Source organism: Agromyces sp. Y575 (assembly GCF_059445445.1).
On record NZ_JCAIUI010000001.1, the window covers coordinates 847157 to 866246 of the forward strand.

Below are 19090 nucleotides of genomic sequence, written 5' to 3' on the forward strand. Positions count from 1 at the left end.
AGTGGCACAGGCAGCCATCAGCGGGGTGGGCGCGTCGACCGATCCTCGCGGAGCACGGCTGCGAGCTTGATCCGGTAGACCGCGAGCACTGCGAAGAACGCGCTCAGGTCGACCTTCTCGGAGTTCGGATCCTCGAGCTCCTTGAGCCGGATCGGACGGATCTTCGCGACCACGGCGACCTGCTTGTGCGTCGCATTACCTCGGCTCTTGACGAGGAAGTCCGCCAGCGCCGCCCGGTCGCCGAGGACGCGATGCGTCTCGGTCGCGAGGTCGATGCGACTGTGGCCGATGTGGAGGTGGCCGCAGTGCTGGCAGGTGTACCAGCTCGTCGACGGGTCCTCACGGAGCTTGCCCGGAATCTCGATCTCGCTCCGATACCGGCGCTTGAACTCCCATCGGCCGCCCCGATCGGTCTTGCACTCGCGAGGTGCGTTCGCAGCATCGAGCACCAGCTCCGCCATGCCTGCGCACCGAGGCGTGCAGTACAGCCCCTGGTAGACCGGAACCCCGGGTCCGCCGAGCTTCTGCGCACACTTCCTGCAGCGCTGCCGCCCTGGGAAGAGCTTCTCCTGGACCATGGCCCTCCTTGGATTCTCGTCGCCCGTCATGGGACCTACCGGTGCGCCGGCCCATCGTCGGACAGCACCCGCTCGACGGCGAGGGGTTCTCGCCCCGACGTCGGTTCGGATACGACACCCGGAAGGAATCGGCGGAGGACGAGATCGACCAGCCCCATCCAGGATCTGACGGGCGAGCCGATTCTAGCGGCGCAGCATCTTCTGCAGGGCCGCGAGCTCTTCTTCGCTCGGTGCAGCCTTCGCGCCGCCGCCGAGGCCGAAGCCCGAGCCTGCGGGCGCAGTGGCTGCGCCGGGCGCGGCACCCGAGGCGATCGCCGCGTTCTCGGCGGCGCGTTTGGCCGGGTTTCCCGAGCGCGACGAGCTGGACTTCTTGCCCTTGCCGCCCTGTCGCTTGCCGCCGCCGTGGCCGCCGCCGCCCGGCATCGGCCCCATGCCGGGGATCTGCGGCATGCCGCCGCGCGCGACCGTCTTCATCATCTTCGCGGCCTGCTCGAAGCGCGACACGAGCTGGTTGACGTCGGTGACGGTCATGCCTGAGCCCCTCGCGATGCGGACCCGCCGCGATCCGTTCAGGAGCTTCGTGTTCTCGCGCTCGGCGGGCGTCATCGACTGGATGATCGCCTCGGTGCGCACGATCTCGCGCTCGTCGAAGTTCTCGAGCTGCTGCTTCATGCCGCCAGCGCCCGGCAGCATGCCGAGCATCTTCTTGATCGAGCCGGCGCCCCGAAGCTGCTGCATCTGGCCGAGGAAGTCGTTGAGGGTGAACTGGTCGGTCGCGAACTTCTCGGCGACCTTCATCGCCTCGTCTTCATCGAACGCCGACTGCGCCTGCTCGATGAGGGTGAGGATGTCGCCGAGGTCGAGGATGCGGCTCGCCATGCGGTCGGGGTGGAAGGGCTCGAAGTCGTCGAGCCCCTCGCCTGTTGAGGCGAACATGATGGGGCGACCGGTGACCGAGGCCACGCTCAGCGCTGCGCCACCGCGGGCGTCGCCGTCGAGCTTGGTGAGCACGACGCCCGTGAAGTCGACGCCCTCTTGGAAGGCCTTCGCGGTCGTGACCGCGTCTTGGCCGATCATGGCGTCGATAACGAAGAGCACCTCGTCGGGGTTCGTCGCCTTGCGGATGTTCGAGGCCTGCTTCATGAGCTCGGCGTCGACGCCGAGCCGGCCGGCGGTGTCGATGATGACGACGTCGTGCTGGGCGCGCTCGGCCTGCGTGACTGCGTCTTTCGCGACCTTGACCGGGTCACCGGTGCCGTTGCCCGGTTCGGGGGCGTAGACGGGAACGCCTGCCTGGGCGCCGACGACCTGGAGCTGGTTCACGGCGTTCGGGCGCTGGAGGTCGGCCGCGACGAGGAGCGGGGTGTGCCCGTCTTTCACGAGCCACTTCGCGAGCTTGCCCGCGAGCGTCGTCTTGCCTGCACCCTGGAGACCGGCCAGCATGATGACGGTCGGCGGGGTCTTCGCGAACTGCAGGCGCCGCTGCTCGCCGCCGAGGATCTTGATGAGCTCCTCGTTGACGATCTGCACGACCTGCTGCGCCGGGTTCAGCGCCTTGTTGACCTCGTCACCGAGCGCGCGCTCGCGCACGTCTGACGTGAACTGCTTGACGACGTCGAGTGCGACGTCGGCGTCGAGCAGCGCGCGGCGGATCTCGCGAACGGTGCCGTCGACGTCGGACGCCGAGAGCTTGCCCTTGGTGCGGAGATTCTTGAAGGTCTCGGCGAGGCGGTCAGACAGGTTTCCGAATGTAGCCATGGTCTGCCAAGTCTAAATGAGGTCGGATGCCGTCTCAGCCGTCGAAGCGGAGGTCGACGACATCGCGGCCGATGTCGATGGACGCGACGAGCCGCGTATCGATGTCTTCAGGCGCGAGACCGTACTCGAACTCGGCGAACGTCTCGCCGTCGCCGTCGGCGTCGGGCCTCAAGTCGACGCGCACGAGGCTCAGTGAGCGGAGCGCATCGATGTGCCGGTCGCCCGAGTCGCGGCTGATCGCCTCACTCGCGGCCTCTGCATCGTCACCATCGAGCACCGCGACGAGGAACTGCGAGACCACGCTGCTGCCCGAATCGAGCTGGCCGACGAAGACGCCGCGGATCTCATCGTCGATGAGCTCGAGCTCGCCGACCATCGTCGCCGCTGCGTCGAGCGACGGGGTGGAGACCTCGTCGGCGTCGGCATCGAGCACGACCTCGACATCTTGGTCGCCGTATTCCTTTCGCTCGGCCCAGTAGTCGCCGATGAGTCCGAAGTAGTCGTGTTCGATCGCCATATCGTTCTCCTTCTCAGCCGACGAGCTTCTGCGCGAAGACGTGCGGCGTGAATCCTGTGAGGTCGCCAATGGCCTCGCCTTGGCCGATGAGTTTGATGGGCAGCCCGGTCTTCTCCTGCACGGCGAGCACGAAACCGCCCTTGGCGCTCCCGTCGAGTTTCGTGAGTACGAGACCGGTGACGCCCCCGTGCTCGATGAACGCCTCGGCCTGCGCGAGGCCGTTCTGCCCTGTGGTGGCGTCGAGCACGAGCAGCACCTCGCTGATCGGTGCGAGCTTCTCGACGACACGCTTGATCTTGCCGAGCTCGTCCATGAGCCCGCCTTTGGTGTGCAGGCGCCCGGCTGTGTCGATGATGACGATCTCGGTGCCGTCGCGCTTGGCCTGCTCGACGGTCTGGAACGCGACGGATGCGGGATCTTGCCCCTCACGCTCGGGCCGCACGATGCCCACGCCCGCGCGTTCGGCCCACGTCGCGAGCTGGTCGACGGCGGCCGCGCGGAACGTGTCGGCCGCGCCGACGACGACACTGCGGTCGTAGCTGCGCAGAAATCTCGCGAACTTTCCGATCGTCGTGGTCTTGCCCACGCCGTTCACTCCGACGACGAGCACGACGGCCGGCCGTTCGGTGAGTTTCAGAGTGGGGTCGTACTTCGAGAGCCGCTCCTCGACGATCTCGCGGAGCATCCGCTGCACGTCTTTCGGGTCGGTGGTCTTGTATCGCTCGACCTGCGCCCTGATCTGCGCGACGATCTCCTCGGTCACCGAGGGGCCGAAGTCCGCACGGATGAGTGCCGACTCGAGATCGTCCCATGTGTCGTCGTCGATCGTCTTCGCGCCGAAGACCCCGCGAAGGGCCGCGCCGAGAGACCACGATGCACGTTCTGCCATGCGTCCAGCCTAGAGCGCGCGCCCGGTACACCGATCCAGCGAACGCCCGCAAGGGGTTGCCGGTTACGGTCGCCATCGGAAGCCTCGGAGGGACGGAAGGAGTGCGAATGACGATCGTGGGATTCCACGCCTCGCACGAACAACTCCCACCGAGCCGCCTGCTCGAGGCGGTCAAGCACGCGGAGCAGGCCGGCTTCGACGCCGCGATGTGCAGCGACCACTTCGAACCGTGGAGCGTGCGCCAGGGCCATTCGGGATACGCATGGAGCTGGCTCGCCGCCGCGCTCGAGGCCACCCGGTTCTCGCTCGGCGTCGTCACGGCGCCAGGCCAGCGCTACCACCCGGCGATAGCCGCACAGAAGATCGCGACCCTCGCCGAGATGTATCCGCGGCGATTCTGGGCGGCGATCGGCAGCGGCGAAGCGATCAACGAGCACATCACCGGCGACCCGTGGCCGGAGAAGGAGGAACGCGACGCGCGGCTCATCGAGACCATCGACATCATGCGGCGCCTGCTCGCGGGCGAGGAAGTCTCGACCGAGGGCAGGATCCGAACCGATCGAGCCCGCATCTGGAGCCTGCCCGAGTCACCGGCCCCGCTGTTCGCGGCAGCGGTGAGCACCGAGACGGCACGTGAGGCAGCAGCGTGGGCCGACGGCATCATCACGGTCGACCAGCCGCGCGACGAGCTCCGCCAGTTCATCGACGCCTATCGAGATGCGGGCGGGCGCGGCCCGGTCAGCGTGCAGGTGCACCTCAGTTGGGCGCCGACCGATGAGGAGGCACGAGCGATCGCGCACGACCAATGGCGCCAGAGTATCGTTCCCGCGCACCTCGCATGGGAGCTCGACACTCCCGAAGCGTTCGACGAGCGCACAGCGGATGCCACGGCTGACCAGGTGGCCGAAACCCTGCAGGTCTCCTCCGACCCGAGCCGGCACCTCGACCAACTGGCCGCCATCGCCGAGCTCGGTGTCGACCGCATCTTCCTCCACCACGTGGGCATCGAGCAAGACGCGTTCATCGACAAATTCGGCGAGCGCGTGTTGCCCGCCTTGAAGGAGGTAGGCAGATGAGGATCACCGACCGCAGCGACCTCTGGTGGAAGACCGCCGTCGTCTACTGCCTCGATGTCGAGACGTACATGGACTGGAACGATGACGGCTCCGGCGATTTCGAAGGACTCGCGCACCGGCTCGACCACCTCGCCGAGCTCGGCGTGACGTGCATCTGGCTCATGCCCTTCCAGCCGACCCCCGACCGCGATGACGGGTACGACATCACCGACTTCACCGGCGTCGACTCCCGGCTCGGCTCGCTCGGCGACGTGGCTGAGTTCACACGCACCGCCCGCGATCGCGGCATGCGGGTGATCATCGACTTCGTCATGAACCACACCTCCGACCGGCACCCTTGGTTCACGGCTGCGCGCCGGAGCCGCAACTCGCCGTACCGCGACTACTACGTCTGGCGTGACGAGCCGCCGAAGAAGCAGGCGAAGACGGTCTTCCCTGGCGAGGAGGACAGCGTCTGGGAGCTCGACGAGCGCAGCGGCCAGTACTACCTGCACAGCTTCTACCGCCACCAGCCCGACCTCAACATCGCCAACCCGGCCGTGCGCGACGAGATCGCGAAGACTGTCGGATATTGGCTGGAGCTCGGCATCTCGGGGTTCCGGGTCGACGCGGTGCCGTTCCTGATCGAGCCGCCGGAAGGGGTCGACATCGGCGACCCGCACGAGTTCCTCCGAGACATCCGCCGCTTCCTGCAGCGCCGCTCGAGCGCGGCCATGCTGCTCGGCGAGGTGAACCTGCCGTACGACCAGCAGGTCGAGTTCTTCGGCCGGCCCGGCAATCCGCCTGAGCTCACGATGCAGTTCGACTTCCTCGGCATGCAGGCGCTCTACCTCTCACTTGCGAGGGAGGACGCCCGACCCTTCGCCGCGTCTCTCGCGAAACGGCCCCAGCTCGAACCCGAGGCCCAGTGGGCGAACTTCGTGCGCAATCACGACGAGCTCACCCTCGACAAGCTGAGCGACGCCGAACGCGAGGAGGTGTTCGACGCCTTCGCCCCCGAGGAGTGGATGCGCGTCTACGATCGCGGCATCGCGCGCCGGCTGCCCACAATGCTCGACGGCGACCCGCGCCGAATCCGCATGGTCTACAGCCTGCTCTTCTCGCTGCCGGGAACCCCAGTGCTCTTCTACGGCGAGGAGATCGGCATGGGCGAGAACCGCGACGAGGGCGGCCGGATGACGGTGCGCACCCCCATGCAGTGGACCGACGGGAAGAACGGCGGATTCTCGCGCGCCGCCGCGGGCCGGCTTCCCGCGGCACCACCCGACGACGGCTACGCCCCTGAACATGTCAACGTCGAGGCGCAGATGCACGACCCCGATTCGCTGCTCAGTGTCATCCGGAGCTTCGCGGTGCGCTACCGCAGCTCGCCCGAGATCGGCTGGGGCCGCCACGAGGTGCTGTCGAGCGGGCAGGACGCCGTGCTCGCACACCGCATCACCGCGGATGTCGGCCGGTTCGTGGCGGTGCACAACTTCGCCCCCACCCCGACGGTCGTCTCGCTCGAACTCGGTCCTGTCGCAGCCGGCTCGGTGCTCTCCGACCTGTTCGCGCCCGACAGGTTCGACCTCGACGAGCGCGGGCGCATCGACGTGCACCTCGACGCGTACGGCTACCGTTGGTTCCGCATCGTCGAGCCCGACGATCGCCGGCTCACCTGAACGACACGGCGCCGACGATGAGCGGATGCCGCGGCATCCGTCAGCTCGCCTTCGCCTCGCGCTCTTCGCGCACGCGCTGGCCGACGACCGCCGAGACACCGTCTTGCCGCATCGAGACGCCGTAGAGCGCGTCGGCGATCTCCATGGTGCGCTTCTGGTGCGTGATGACGATGAGCTGCGAGTCTTCGCGCAGCGACTCGAGCGTCGTGAGCAGCCGGCCGAGGTTCGCGTCGTCGAGCGCCGCCTCGACCTCGTCCATGATGTAGAACGGGCTGGGGCGGGCCTTGAAGATCGCGATCAGCAGCGCGACGGCTGCGAGTGAACGCTCACCGCCCGAGAGCAGCGAGAGACGCTCGATCTTCTTGCCCGCGGGCTTCACGCTCACCTCGATGCCCGTGGTGAGCATGTTCTCGGGATCGGTGAGCGTGATGCTGCCGGCGCCACCCGGGAAGAGCACCGGGAAGACCTCGGCGAACGCCGCCCTGGTGTCTTCGAACGCGCTGCGGAAGATGGACTCCATCTTGCCGTCGATCTCTTCAATGATCGTCAGCAGGTCCTTGCGTGTGTTCGCGAGATCGATCAGCTGCTCGGTGAGGAACTGGTGGCGCTGCTCGAGCGCCGCGAACTCCTCGAGCGCGAGGGGATTCACCCGGCCGAGCTGGGCGATCTTGCGTTCGGCTTGCGCGAGCCGACGCTGCTGTTCCTCGCGCCGGTACGGACGAGCTTGGCCGTCTTCGTCTTCGGCGGGGATCTCCTGGTCGGGGCCGTACTCCTCGACGAGCACGTCTTCGGTCAGTCCGAGCTCGGACTCGGCGCGCTCGACGAGCCCGCCGACGTGAAGCTTCTTCTCGTAGATGCGCAGTTCGAGCCCGTGCACGTCCTCGGTGACCGAGTGCAGGCGCTCACGCACGGCGGCCTCGTCGCGGCGCACCGCCTGAAGCTCTTCGTTGCGGCTCGCCCGCTCGGCTTCGGCACGTCCGAGCGCGACACGCGCCTCGGCGACCGAAGCGTCGACCGACGCGAGCGCAGCTGGCAGCACCTCGGCGACCCGGGTGGCCGCTTCGAGCTGTGCTCGACGGATCACCGCCCGCCTCGCGGCATCCGCTGCAGCCTGCCGTTCGGCTTCGAACTGCGCTTCCATGGCGCGGATGCGGGCCTCTTCGGCACGCACACGCTCTTTCGCCGTCTCGAGGCGCAACTTCGCCTCGACCTCGGCCTCGCGTGCCGACTCGAGCGCGACGAGCGCCCCATCACGCGCGCTCGTCTCGAGCACCGGTCGCGCCTCGGCACGTGCTGCCTCGAGCGCCGTCTTCGCCGCGGCAGCGAACTGCTCGGCCTCGACCACACGCTCTTCGGCGTTCGCTGCTGCTTGCCGCAGGCGCTCACTCTCGGCATCGGCGGCTTCGGCCTGCACGCGTGCACGATTCAAGCGCTCGGTGCGCTGGGCGAGCTGGGCGTCGAACTCGCGCAGCGCGGCGAGCGCGCGCTTCGCCTGGTCTTTGGACTGCTCGACGATCTGTCGTTGCTCGGTGAGCTCGAACCGTGCACGCTCGATCTCGGCGCGCACCTCTTCGAGTCGAGCAGCAGCCCGATCGCGTTCGGCGATGAGTTCGATGCGGCTCTGCTTGCGCCCCGATCCCCCGCGCAGCACGAATCGGCCGACGACGGTGCCGTCTTTCGTGATGACGGTGGCCGGTGTCGCCCGCTTCGCGAGGGCGGATTCGGCGGCGCGCACGGCGTCGAGGTCATCGGCGATCAGCACGTCGGCGAGCAAGCCGAGCACGCCGGCGGGTGCGGTGACGATGTCGGATGCCGCGGTGAGCCCCGCGATCGACGATGAGGCCGGGGGCGTGACACCGGCGTCGGCCAGCGTGAGCGCGACCCGGCCGAGTTCGCCGCGCTCGGCATGCTCGAGGGCGCGGAACGCCGCGTCGCGGTCGTCGACGAGCACCGCATCGCTCAGCGAGCCGAGGGCCGCGGCGATCGCCGGCTCGTAGCCGGGTTCGACCTGGAGGGCCTCGGCGAGGAGACCGCGCACGCCGCGTACGCCTGCGACGACGAGCGCGGCCGATCCGTCTTTCTGGTCGAGCGCGAGCGAGAGGGCCTGCGTGCGGGCACCGAGTGCACCGTGCTCGCGTTCGCGTCCGTGCAGCTCTTCACGGATGCGCTCGATCTCCGCCTCGGCCTCGAACACCGCCGCTTGAGCTAATTCATAGGCCTCGTCGAGGTCGGTCTCCGCGGTCTCGCCGCTGTCGGCGTCGGCTTCGGCCGACGCGAGCGCGGTGGCGGCGGCAGCACGGCGTTCAGCCGATGCCTCGAGCGCATTCGCGTGGCGCAGCACCTCGCCGCGCGCGCCCGCGAGCTTGGAGGCGGCGGTGTCGGCCTGGCCGGTGAGCTTGGAGAGCTCGAGGTCGTACGCGGAGACCAACGCGCTCTGGCGCGCGATGCCCTCGTCGACGGTGTCGAGCTCGGCCCGTCGCCGCATCGTGGTCTCGTGGGCCTCGTCGAGCGCGGATGCCGCGGCGCCGACGCCGTCGCGGATACCGGTGAGCTCGGCGACGGCCGCGTCGATCATCGCGCGGGTCACGCTCGGCGAGGCATCCGTCTGCTCTTGCGCGCTGCCGAGCAGGGCGATGCGCTGGCTGGCGAGCGAATCGAGCGAGCGGAGACTGCCCTGCGCCTGCTCGAGGGCGAAGGTCGTCGATCTCGCCCGGTCGACGGCGTCGCCGATCTGCGCCTGTTCGAGTCTCGTCACCTTCGCCTGGTGCTGTTCGAGCTGGTCTTGCAGCACGAGTCGTTCGGCGTGGCGCTCGTGCTCGCTCTTGCCGTGCTCGTCGAGCGCCCTACGGAGGCCGACGACCTCGTCGGCGAGAAGTCTCGCCTTGGCATCGCGTACGACGGCGGCGATGGTCGCGGCCTCGCGCGCGACTTCGGCCTGACGACCGAGCGGTTTCAGCTGTCGACGGATCTCGCCCGCGAGGTCGGAGAGGCGCGTGAGGTTGGCCTGCATGGCATCGAGCTTGCGGAGGGTCTTCTCCTTGCGCCGACGGTGCTTGAGGATGCCGGCGGCCTCCTCGATGAAGCCGCGCCGATCTTCGGGGGTCGCGCGCAGCACCTGGTCGAGCTGCCCCTGCCCGACGATGACGTGCATCTCACGGCCGAGGCCCGAATCGCTGAGGAGCTCCTGCACGTCGAGCAGCCGGCAGGTCTCGCCGTTGATCGCGTACTCGCTCGCTCCGTTGCGAAAGAGCGTGCGCGAGATCGTGACCTCGCTGTACTCGATCGGGAGCGCGCCGTCGGCGTTGTCGATCGTGAGGCTCACCTCGGCGCGACCGAGCGGGCCTCGCGTCGAGGTTCCCGCGAAGATGACGTCCTCCATCTTGCCGCCGCGAAGCGTCTTCGCCCCCTGCTCGCCCATCACCCAGGCGAGCGCGTCGACGACGTTGGACTTGCCGGAGCCGTTGGGACCGACGATGCAGGTCACGCCGGGCTCGAATGCGAACGTCGTCGGCTGCGCGAAGGACTTGAAGCCCTTGAGCGTCAGGCTCTTCAGGTACATGGCCCCCCGTGCGGCTCAGATGGTGCGGATACCTCGGAAAGCGTACCCGAGCGGATGCCCCTCGTCGTGTCGCCCTCGCCGTCGATGGTCGATCGCGGTTGCGGCCGAAACAGCGCGCCGATAGCCTGATCGGCTGCCCGCATCGACGCGGGCCGGAGAGGCAGTACTCCAAATGAACTTCGTCATCCGCCCGATTCCCGTGCCCGCTTCGCTCGGAACCCCCGATTCCGCCGACTTCGAGGCGTTCGCGGCGTTCGCCGAGGCGCTGGAGGTCGAGGTGCACGGCACTGACGAGCTCAGCTTCGGCGCCGACGAACTGCTCGTGTTCTACAGCGACGAGCGGTACACGATGCGGCGCGCATTCGGCGCGTGGGACGGTGATCGCCTCGTCGGAGTCGCGAACGTCGTGTGGGAACTCGATGCCGATGCAACAACCGCGTTCTCGACGATCCTCGGGATCTCACCCGAGCTGCGACGCCGGGGCATCGCCAGCCGCCTGCTCGCAGCACTCGAGCGCACTGCTCGCGATGCCGGCAAACCCACACTCGTGCTTCGCGCCAACCATCCCATCGACGACGGCGCGCCGGGGACCGAACGTCTGAGGGCTCCGCAGGGCGATGCGAGTATCGCCGCAGACGAGCCCGCCGCCCGCTTCGCGCTCGCGCACGGCTACACGCTCGGTCAACTCGACCGAATGAGTGCGATGCCGGTGGCCGGCCGGGCAGAAGAGTTTCACGAGCGCCTCACGCGGCACGAGGCGACCTCGCCGGGCTATCGGCTCGTGACGTGGCACGATCGGGCGCCAGTAGAGCTGATCGTCGCACTGGCCCATGCGCGCGAACGGATGTCGGTCGATGCGCCGAGCGGTGGCATCGACTTCGAGCAGGAGACATGGGACGCCGAACGGATCCGCGCAGAGGAACAGCATGCCCTCGATGCCGGCCGCGGCACGATCATCACGGCCGCGATCACCGACGACGGCGTCGTGGCCGGGTACACCCAGTTCCTCCTTGCGCCGCGCAAGCGAGTGGCCTTCCAAGACGACACCTTCGTGCTCGCCGATCACCGCGGCCACGGCCTCGGCATGCGTATGAAAGTCGCGAACCTCGTCGAACTCGATCGCACCGCACCTGATCGAGGGCGTGTGATCACGTGGAACGCCGACGAGAACGAGCACATGCTCGCGATCAACATCGCGCTGGGATTCGAACCGGTCGCGGTCGATTCGGCCTGGCAGAAGGGTTGATCGGAGAGAACGATCATGACCGTGGACATCCGCCGGGTACCCATGCCGAATGAGCTCGGCACAGACGAGGCCGCCGAGTTCGAGGCGTACGCCGAGCTCGGCTTTCGACTCGAGCGCGTCAACTGGGGGCACGACCATTTCGCGGAGTCGGCGGCGATGCTGCTCGGGCAGCACCGCAACGACACGAACCGCGGGCATGCGCTCTACGGCGCGTGGGTCGGCGACATGATGGTCGGCAGGGCCGGGCTGGGTTGGGAGCGGGACGCTGGAGCCGCCACCGTCGAGCTCACCCTCGGCGTGCTCCCCTCTCATCGCAGACTGGGCATCGGATCGCGACTCCTCGCCGCAGCCGAGGACGCGGCTCGCAACCTCGGACGCTCCACGGTGGTCGCCTACTCCGACCATCCCGACGCCGATGGCTCTCCCGCCGGCCCGATGTTGCACGCACCCGACGGCGACGCCGGGCTTGCGGCATCCACCCCTGCCGCCGGGTTCGCCTCGGCGCACGGCTACTCGCTCGAGCAACTCGAACGGGTGAGCAGCCTCACCGTGGCCGGCCGCTCCGACGAGTTCCATCGTGAGCTCGACTCGCGGGCGGCTCGTGCGAAAGCGCGCGGCTACCGGGTCGAGTGCTGGACCGATCGCACCCCGGCCGACCTCGTCGACGCCTACGCGACCGCTCGAGAGCGCATGGTGCTCGACGTTCCCGCGGGCGGCGTCATCATCGACGAGGAGCGATGGGATGCGGCTCGGGTGCGCGACCGCGAGACCGAGTCGCGGGGCGGCGGCACGACCCTGCTCGTGGCGGCGGCCGTGACCGGCGACGGTGACGTCGCGGGGTACACGGAGCTCGAACTCCCGAGCGGGCGCGAGTTCGCCTACCAGTACGACACCCTCGTCGTCGGTGCACATCGCGGCAACGGGCTCGGCATGCTCGTGAAGCTCGCGAACCTGGTGCGGCTCGCCGAGGCCGCACCCCAGCGCACGGTCGTCTACACGTGGAACGCCGACGAGAACGAGCACATGCTCGCGATCAATATCGCCCTCGGTTTCCAGCGGTGCGGCCTCGAGTCGATCTGGCAGCGCGAGCTCCGATAGCGCGTTCGATGATGCCGTACCGCGCGACGATCGTGCGCACAGCTTCGTCCACCACATCGCGCGTCTCGTCCTCGCTGAGTGACCAACCGCCATGGATGAGGCGGGGCCAGAAGACGACGGTGGAGATCATGCCGAGAAACTGGGCTGCCGCGGCATCCGGATCATCGATGTGTGCGGATCCAGCGGCGTCCTCCGCGCGGAGGTACCGCCCCAGTGCCGCGAACACGGGCAATGTGCCGAAATCGAACGTGCGCTCGCGCAGCTCGGGGAATCTCTGGGACTCGCCGATCAAGGTGCGGATCAACTGCTCCATGCGGGGGCGGTTCAGCAGCTCCACGTACGCGCTGCCCAGGGCGGTCAGGCCCGCGCTGAAGTCCCCGGTCGGCGGGTCGACGACCTCTCCGGCAGGTGCATCGCCTGCCGCGAGCACCATCGCCTCGAAGAGCTCGGCCTTCGTCGGGAACTGTTTGAACAGGGTCGCCTTGGAGACCCCGGCGCGCTCGGCCACGCGAGTGAGCGATGTGCGGTCGTAGCCGTGTTCGAGGAACAGGCCTGTGGCCGCGTCGACGATGGCCGCACGGTTCGCTGCGGCGATCCGGCGGTGATATGCGGAGAGCTCGCGGGGCATGCGCCTAGTATGCCAGAGAGGTGAGTCACTTGACTCATGACTTGGGTTGGTCTACTTTGCTAGTGGTGAGCTGCATGACTCACCTCAAGCAAAGGAGCTGAAATGGGCAAGCTCATCTACTCGATGATCACCTCGCTCGACGGATACGCCAAGGCGGCAGAAGGCGACCTCGGCAGAGGGGCCGAAGACGAAGAGGTGCACACCTTCATCGGCGACGCCTTTCGCAACGTGGGCACCTTTCTCTACGGCCGTCGCATGTACGAGACGATGGTCTTCTGGGAGACCGTTCACACCCAGCCCGACGTGCCGCCGTACATTTTGCAGTACGCCGACGAGTGGAAGGCCGCACAGAAGGTCGTGTACTCCACGACGTTGGAGGCGGTGTCGAGCGCGAAGACCAGAATCGAGCGCACGTTCGACCCCGACGCGGTTCGCAAGCTCAAGGCCGAGTCCGACCACGACCTCAGCGTCGACGGGCCGAACCTCGCTGCCCAGGCGATCGCGGCCGGGCTCGTGGACGAGTACCACCTCTTCATCACCACGAGCGTGGTCGGTGGCGGCACCCGATTCTTTCCTGACGGTGTACGTCTCGATCTCGACCTGGTCGAGGAGCGGGCCTTCGACAACGGGTTGATCTATGCGCACTACCGCGCCCGGTGAGCCCGCCCCACCCGCTGGCACTTCGGGCAGAAGTGCGACCCCCGATGAACTGCTCGCCCAGCCTGCCCGGCTTGGCACCGAAGCTATTCAGGAAGTCCCTATCACCGGCATCGTCCGCGCGCTGCTGTTCTGTCTCAGCACGACGGCGTCGAAGAGGATCCATCCATCGACTTCGCGCTCTCCCTCGGCCGGGAACATTTCGCGGAGCAGCGCCTGATCGAGGAGCGATCGCACGACTCCGGGCGCGTGAAGGTTCAGATAGGCGCGATCCGGCAATCGGATCACGGCACCGGACTCGTAGACTCCATCAGAAACGACTCGATCGTTCGCCGGCGAGAAGACCATTCGCAACCTCGCTGCACGGTCGGAGCGTCGCACGGCCACTTCGCTTGGGCCACCATCGCTGCGCCCTTCGTCATATCGGTGCCTGAAGGTCCAGAAATAGACGGTTTCACCAACCGTAAGTTGACGGAGCCTGCGACGCGTCACTTCCAGATCCTCACTCCAGAGCCACAGGGCCTCGCCGGCGGACGGGTGGCCCCGACCTCACCGCCGCCGCTGGCACCGCGGGCAGAAGTGCGACCCGCGGTTCATGAACTGCTCGCGCACCATGGCGGTGCCGCAGCGCAGGCACGGCAGTCCGGCGCGCCCGTACGCGTTCAACGAGTGCTCGAAGTATCCGGATGCCCCGTTGACGTTGACATATTGCGCGTCGAAGCTCGTGCCGCCCTCGGCGAGCGCCTTGCCGAGCACCGAGCGCACGGCTCCGAGCAGTTCACGTGCGCGACGGGTCGACAGAGTCGACGCGGGCCGCTCGCCGTGCAGTCGCACCGCCCAGAGTGATTCGTCGGCGTAGATGTTGCCGATGCCGCTCACGACGCCCTGGTCGAGCAGCACGCGCTTGATGGCCGTGTCGCGTTTCGCGAGTGCCGCGAAGAAGGCGCGCTCGGAGAACGCAGGGTCGAGCGGGTCGCGCGCAATGTGAGCGACCTGGGCGGGCACCTGTCGCGCCCACTCCCCCGACACTCCGTCGGAGAACCCGCCGACCTCGCCGTCGATGGTCGGTACGAGCCGGTCGACGGCGAGCGAGCCGAAGATGCGCTGGTCGACGAAGTCGACCCGCAGTTCGCCGAGTTCGGGATGCTCGAGATGCAATCGCACTCGGGCGTGGGCGTCATCGCCGGGGTGGTCTGGCGTGCGCAGCAGCATCTGCCCGCTCATGCCGAGGTGCCCGACGATGGCGCGGCCGGCACGCATCTCGTCGCTCGACAACGGCAGCCAGAGGAACTTGCCGCGGCGCACGGCCGCCTCGATGTGCGCACCCGTGACCAGCGCCTCGAAATCGCCGGATGCCGCGTCGTGCCGTTTCAGCGAACGAGGCTCGAGCACCTCGACCGCCGAGACGACGGCGCCGGTCACGGCCGGAGCGAGACCGGCCCGCACGACCTCGACTTCGGGCAGTTCAGGCATCCCTCGAGACTACTGCGGCCGGCCCCTCCAGCCGCCGTGATCAGCTGCGTGCGAACCGGAGCGTCACCAACTGGAAGGGGCGGAGTCGGAGTTCGGCGCTCGCGCCGCGGGCCTCGACCAATGCCGACGGTTCGGCGATCGCACGCTCGAGCAGATCGGTCTCCACGATGCCGTCGACCGTGCCGTCGACCGTCACCATTCCCTGTGCTCGAGCGCCACGCGCCTCGTAGAGTCGCACGATGAGGTCGCCTGACCGATCTTCAGCCAGCTTGACCGATTCGATGACGATGCTCGGCGAATCGGTGCGCACGAGCGCCGGCACCGCGTGCGCGCCGTCGATGGTTCGGAGGGGGAGGTTCAGCCGATACCCCTCCTCCGCCGCGTCGAGCACATCCGTGCCGATCGCAACCGAGGTGCGGAGGCGGTGGCGGCCCTGATCACTCTGAGGGTCGGGGAAGAGCGGGGCGCGCAGCAGCGACTGGCGAACGAGGGTCGTCGTGCCGCCGCGCGGCCCGGCGATACGCGTGACGTCGTGACCGTATGTGGAGTCGTTGGCAACCGTCACGCCGAAGCCCGGTTCGGCGACGTGCACCCAGCGATGCGCGCATGTCTCGAAACGGGCCGCATCCCACGAGGTGTTGACGTGCGTCGGCCGTTGCACGTGGCCGAACTGCACTTCGGACGCAGCACGCTCGGCGTGCACGTCGAGCGGGAATGCGAGCTTCAGCAGTTTCTGCTTCTCGTGCCAGTCGACCGTCGTCTCGATCTCGAGGGCCGTGGCGTCTCCTGTCAGGGTGAGCAGTTGCGACACCGTCGAGGCACCGAAGCGTCGCTCGACACGCACGGCCGCCCGCCCCGGGGCATCCGTCACCAGTTCGACCGACTCCGCTTCACGCAACTCGGTGCCGGATCGTTGGTAATGCTCGTCGATGTCCCAGGCATCCCACTGGGTCGGGGTGTCCCGGAACAGCTGCAGCAGGTTGCCGGATTGCCCGGCCGGGATCGCGTCGCGGCCGCTCGCCACGTCGACGAGCGAGGTGAGCAGTCCGTGCCGATCGATGACGACGCGAACGCGAGCGTTCTCGAGCACGAAGCCGTCGGGTGTTCGTTCCGCACGCACCGTCTGCGACGTGTCGACCGGCCCGGCCGACAACGCCGCGACACCCGACACGGCGAAGGGCGAGGCGTTGAATGCAACCGTGCCGCCGTCGACGGACTCAGCGCTGGCATCATCGCCGCCGAGCGCCGCGATCGCGGCCCCGACGATCTCCTCGAGCTCGCCCGCGATGCGCGCGTAACTCGCCTCGGCCTCACGGTGCACCCAGGCGATGGAACTGCCGGGCAGAATGTCGTGGAACTGCAGCAGCAGCACTGTGTGCCAGAGCTCGGCGAGTCGTTCGTAGGGATACTCGGCCCCCGTGCGCACCGCCGCCGTCGCGGCCCAGAGTTCGGCCTCGCGCAGCAGGTGCTCGCTGCGCCGATTGCCTGACTTCGTCCTCGCTTGCGAGGTGTAGGTGCCGCGGTGGAACTCGAGGTAGAGCTCGCCCGACCAGACCGGCGGGTTCGGGTAGTCTCGCTCGGCCTCCTCGAAGAACGCGAGCGGCGAGGCCACGGTCACGGTCGGCGAGCCCTCGAGCGACGCGGTCCGCGCCGCGGCAGCGAGCATCTCACGCGTCGGCCCGCCGCCGCCGTCGCCGAAGCCGAACGGCACGAGCGACACGTTCGATGCACCCTTCTCCGCGTACTGCCGTTGCGCCCTGGCCAGTTCCTCCCCCGAGAGCACCGAGTTGTACGTATCGACCGGAGGGAAGTGGGTGAAGATGCGCGAACCGTCGATGCCCTCCCACGAGAACGTGTGATGCGGCATCGTGTTGGTCTCATTCCAACTCGTCTTCTGCGTCAGGAAGTAGCGGGAACCGGCGGCGGCCGCGATCTGCGGCAACGCCGCCGAGTAGCCGAACGAGTCGGGTAGCCAGACCTCGAGCGGCTCGATGCCGAACTCGCGCATGAAGAACGCCTTGCCCGCGAGGAACTGCCGCACGAGGGCCTCACCACCCGGCATGTTCGTGTCGGACTCGACCCACATGCCGCCGACCGGCACGAACCGGCCTTCGGCCGCTCGAGCCCGGATGCGCTCGAACAGCTCGGGATAGTACGCCTTCATCCAGGCGTACTGCTGCGCCGAGGAGGCGGCGAAGACGAATCCCGGATCCCGATCCATCAGGTCGAGCACGTTCGAGAAGGTGCGGGCGCACTTGCGGATGGTCTCCCGCACGGGCCACAGCCACGCCGAGTCGATGTGCGCGTGGCCGACCGCGACAACCCGGTGCGCACTCGCGTACGCGGGTTGTGCGAGCACCGGGGCGAGAAGAGCCCGGCCGAGCGATGCAGTGCCGGCCACGTCGTCGGGGTCCATCCGGTCGACGACCGACTCGAGCGCCCGCAGGATGTCGGCGGTGCGCGGCAGGTCGCTGCTGAGCTCGTTCATGAGGCCCGTCAGCGTCCAGATGTCCATCTGGAGTTCCCACACCCCGGTGTCGCGCAGGGCGACATCAACCCGTCGAAGCCGGTAGATCGGCTCGATGCCGGCCGTGGCCTTGTCGCCGACCGGGGTCGGCCGGAAGCTCCAGTCACTGCCGACATCCGGATTCGACGCCGCCTCGATGTAGACGTCGATGCGACCGCCAGGCAGGGCCTCGACCGGGACGTGGTCGTTGAGCGGTTCGATCGCCTTCACGATGCGACCCGTCGGGTCGAACACGAGCCCCTCTGCCTGGAATCCGGCCTGACCCGAGAGGAACCCCAGGTCGACGACGAGTTCGATGGCGCCGGCGCGCCCGGCCCACTCGACCGGCACTTCGCCCGTGACATGGAACCAGGTCGTGCCCCACGGCTTGCCCCATGGCGAGCCGACGGCGAACGGTTCGAAGGTCTGGGCCACGGCCTCCGCGAACGGCACGGGTTCGTCGGGCACCTCCCATGCGGTGATCGTGAGCGGAGTGCTCGCGACGTGGATGGCGGGCTTCACGCGTTCCTCCACGAACCGGGCGATCCGGGCGCGGACGAGGGCGGAGTTGTCGTGCATCGAGGATGATTCCTAACGAGTCGGGTGCGATCAGCCCTTGACGGCGCCTGCGAGTGCGGACGACCCGCCGAGCACTCGTGAGACGAGCACGTACAGGGTGATCACGGGAACGGAGTAGAGCAGTGAGAACGCGGCCAGCTGCCCGTAGGCGACCGACCCGTATTGACCGAAGAACGCGAAGATGCTGACTGCGGCAGGCAACTTGTCGGGCGAGAGCAGCAACACGAACGGCACGAAGAAGTTCCCCCATGCGCCGATGAACACGAAGATGAACACCACCGCGAGGCCCGGCCGCATGAGAGGTACGACGATGCGGGTGAGCGTGGTCATCATCGAGGCGCCGTCCATCCATGCCGCCTCCTCGAGCGTGACCGGCACACTGTCCATGAAGCTCTTCGTCATGTAGATCGCCATCGGCAGGCTCGTCGCGGCGAGGAACAGGATCGTGCCACCCATCGAGTCGATGAGGTTGAACGCGACGAACAGGCTGTAGACCGGCACCATCATCGCCGTGATCGGAAGGCACGTGCCGAAGAGCACTCCATAGAGGAACGGCTTGTTGATGCGCATCCGATAACGCGACAGCGGGTAGGCCGCCAGCACCGCGACGACGACCGTGATGACGGCGCATCCGGCCGAGAGGATCAGGCTGTTCAGGAGCGGAATGAATGCCTTCTCGGGCGTCATCACCTCGACGAAGTTCTGCAAGGAGAGCGCATCGGGCAACTTGATCGACAGGGTCGCACGCTCGTCGACCGATGCCAGCACGAGCCAGACGAGCGGCAGGGCGAAGGCGAGGCCGACGAGCAGCAGCACGCCGTTCGAGACGAAGCGCAGGCTCCGCCTGCTGGGCGAGGTCATGCCC

15 protein-coding genes are annotated in these 19090 nt (G+C 68.0%); 5 read left to right on the forward strand and 10 right to left on the reverse strand.

Annotation, left to right across the window (positions count from 1 at the left end; all coding sequences use genetic code 11):
• Nucleotides 1-17 precede the first annotated feature (17 nt).
• From AC1C2U_RS04100 to ftsY, 4 genes are all read right to left on the reverse strand, one after another.
• A complete protein-coding gene (locus tag AC1C2U_RS04100) occupies nucleotides 18-578 on the reverse strand; it encodes a hypothetical protein (RefSeq protein ID WP_495360433.1) in 561 nt (186 codons plus the stop codon).
• A 183-nt stretch (nucleotides 579-761) separates the two neighbouring features.
• A complete protein-coding gene (ffh, locus tag AC1C2U_RS04105) occupies nucleotides 762-2336 on the reverse strand; it encodes a signal recognition particle protein (RefSeq protein ID WP_495360434.1) in 1575 nt (524 codons plus the stop codon).
• A 34-nt stretch (nucleotides 2337-2370) separates the two neighbouring features.
• Nucleotides 2371-2853, reverse strand: a complete 483-nt coding sequence (locus AC1C2U_RS04110; protein ID WP_495360435.1) for a hypothetical protein — start codon at nucleotides 2851-2853, stop codon at nucleotides 2371-2373.
• 13 nt (nucleotides 2854-2866) lie between these two features.
• Nucleotides 2867-3742, reverse strand: a complete 876-nt coding sequence (gene ftsY / locus AC1C2U_RS04115; RefSeq protein WP_495360436.1) for a signal recognition particle-docking protein FtsY — start codon at nucleotides 3740-3742, stop codon at nucleotides 2867-2869.
• 107 nt (nucleotides 3743-3849) lie between these two features.
• Between ftsY and AC1C2U_RS04120 the strand changes: the two genes are divergently transcribed.
• Together AC1C2U_RS04120 and AC1C2U_RS04125 are read left to right on the forward strand one after the other, a co-directional pair.
• Nucleotides 3850-4818 (forward strand): TIGR03885 family FMN-dependent LLM class oxidoreductase, encoded by a 969-nt coding sequence (locus tag AC1C2U_RS04120; RefSeq protein ID WP_495360437.1) that lies wholly within the window; start codon nucleotides 3850-3852, stop codon nucleotides 4816-4818.
• Nucleotides 4815-6479, forward strand: coding sequence for an alpha-amylase family protein (locus AC1C2U_RS04125; RefSeq protein WP_495360438.1), 1665 nt, complete (start codon nucleotides 4815-4817; stop codon nucleotides 6477-6479). Before AC1C2U_RS04120 ends, AC1C2U_RS04125 begins: the two co-directional genes overlap by 4 nt.
• A 40-nt stretch (nucleotides 6480-6519) precedes the next feature.
• On the opposite strand, the gene smc is transcribed toward AC1C2U_RS04125, so the two are convergent.
• On the reverse strand, nucleotides 6520-10038 hold the full coding sequence (gene smc, locus AC1C2U_RS04130; RefSeq protein ID WP_495360439.1) for a chromosome segregation protein SMC: 3519 nt from the start codon (nucleotides 10036-10038) through the stop codon (nucleotides 6520-6522).
• 172 nt (nucleotides 10039-10210) lie between these two features.
• Between smc and AC1C2U_RS04135 the strand changes: the two genes are divergently transcribed.
• Entirely contained in the window at nucleotides 10211-11284 is a 1074-nt protein-coding gene (locus AC1C2U_RS04135; protein WP_495360440.1) for a GNAT family N-acetyltransferase, read from the forward strand.
• 15 nt (nucleotides 11285-11299) lie between these two features.
• The gene (locus AC1C2U_RS04140; protein ID WP_495360441.1) at nucleotides 11300-12382 is read left to right on the forward strand and encodes a GNAT family N-acetyltransferase; all 1083 of its coding nucleotides are present in this window, start codon (nucleotides 11300-11302) and stop codon (nucleotides 12380-12382) included.
• On the opposite strand, the gene AC1C2U_RS04145 is transcribed toward AC1C2U_RS04140, so the two are convergent.
• Entirely contained in the window at nucleotides 12318-13010 is a 693-nt protein-coding gene (locus AC1C2U_RS04145) for a TetR/AcrR family transcriptional regulator (RefSeq protein WP_495360442.1), read from the reverse strand. The genes AC1C2U_RS04140 and AC1C2U_RS04145 overlap by 65 nt on opposite strands.
• Before the next feature lie 102 nt (nucleotides 13011-13112).
• Here AC1C2U_RS04145 and AC1C2U_RS04150 point away from each other — a divergent pair, with 102 nt between their 5' ends.
• A complete protein-coding gene (locus AC1C2U_RS04150) occupies nucleotides 13113-13670 on the forward strand; it encodes a dihydrofolate reductase family protein (protein WP_495360443.1) in 558 nt (185 codons plus the stop codon).
• An 87-nt stretch (nucleotides 13671-13757) separates the two neighbouring features.
• Here AC1C2U_RS04150 and AC1C2U_RS04155 read toward each other — a convergent pair whose 3' ends face one another.
• From AC1C2U_RS04155 to AC1C2U_RS04170, 4 genes are read right to left on the reverse strand one after another with little or no spacing between them, the layout of a single operon-like run.
• Nucleotides 13758-14159, reverse strand: coding sequence for a hypothetical protein (locus tag AC1C2U_RS04155; protein WP_495360444.1), 402 nt, complete (start codon nucleotides 14157-14159; stop codon nucleotides 13758-13760).
• 57 nt (nucleotides 14160-14216) lie between these two features.
• Nucleotides 14217-15140, reverse strand: coding sequence for a bifunctional DNA-formamidopyrimidine glycosylase/DNA-(apurinic or apyrimidinic site) lyase (gene mutM / locus AC1C2U_RS04160; RefSeq protein WP_495360445.1), 924 nt, complete (start codon nucleotides 15138-15140; stop codon nucleotides 14217-14219).
• 40 nt (nucleotides 15141-15180) lie between these two features.
• Complete coding sequence (locus tag AC1C2U_RS04165; RefSeq protein WP_495360446.1) at nucleotides 15181-18225, reverse strand: alpha-mannosidase; 3045 nt, start codon at nucleotides 18223-18225, stop codon at nucleotides 15181-15183.
• Nucleotides 18226-18255: 30 nt separating this feature from the next.
• Nucleotides 18256-19086, reverse strand: coding sequence for a carbohydrate ABC transporter permease (locus AC1C2U_RS04170; protein WP_495360836.1), 831 nt, complete (start codon nucleotides 19084-19086; stop codon nucleotides 18256-18258).
• Nucleotides 19087-19090: the final 4 nt, after the last annotated feature.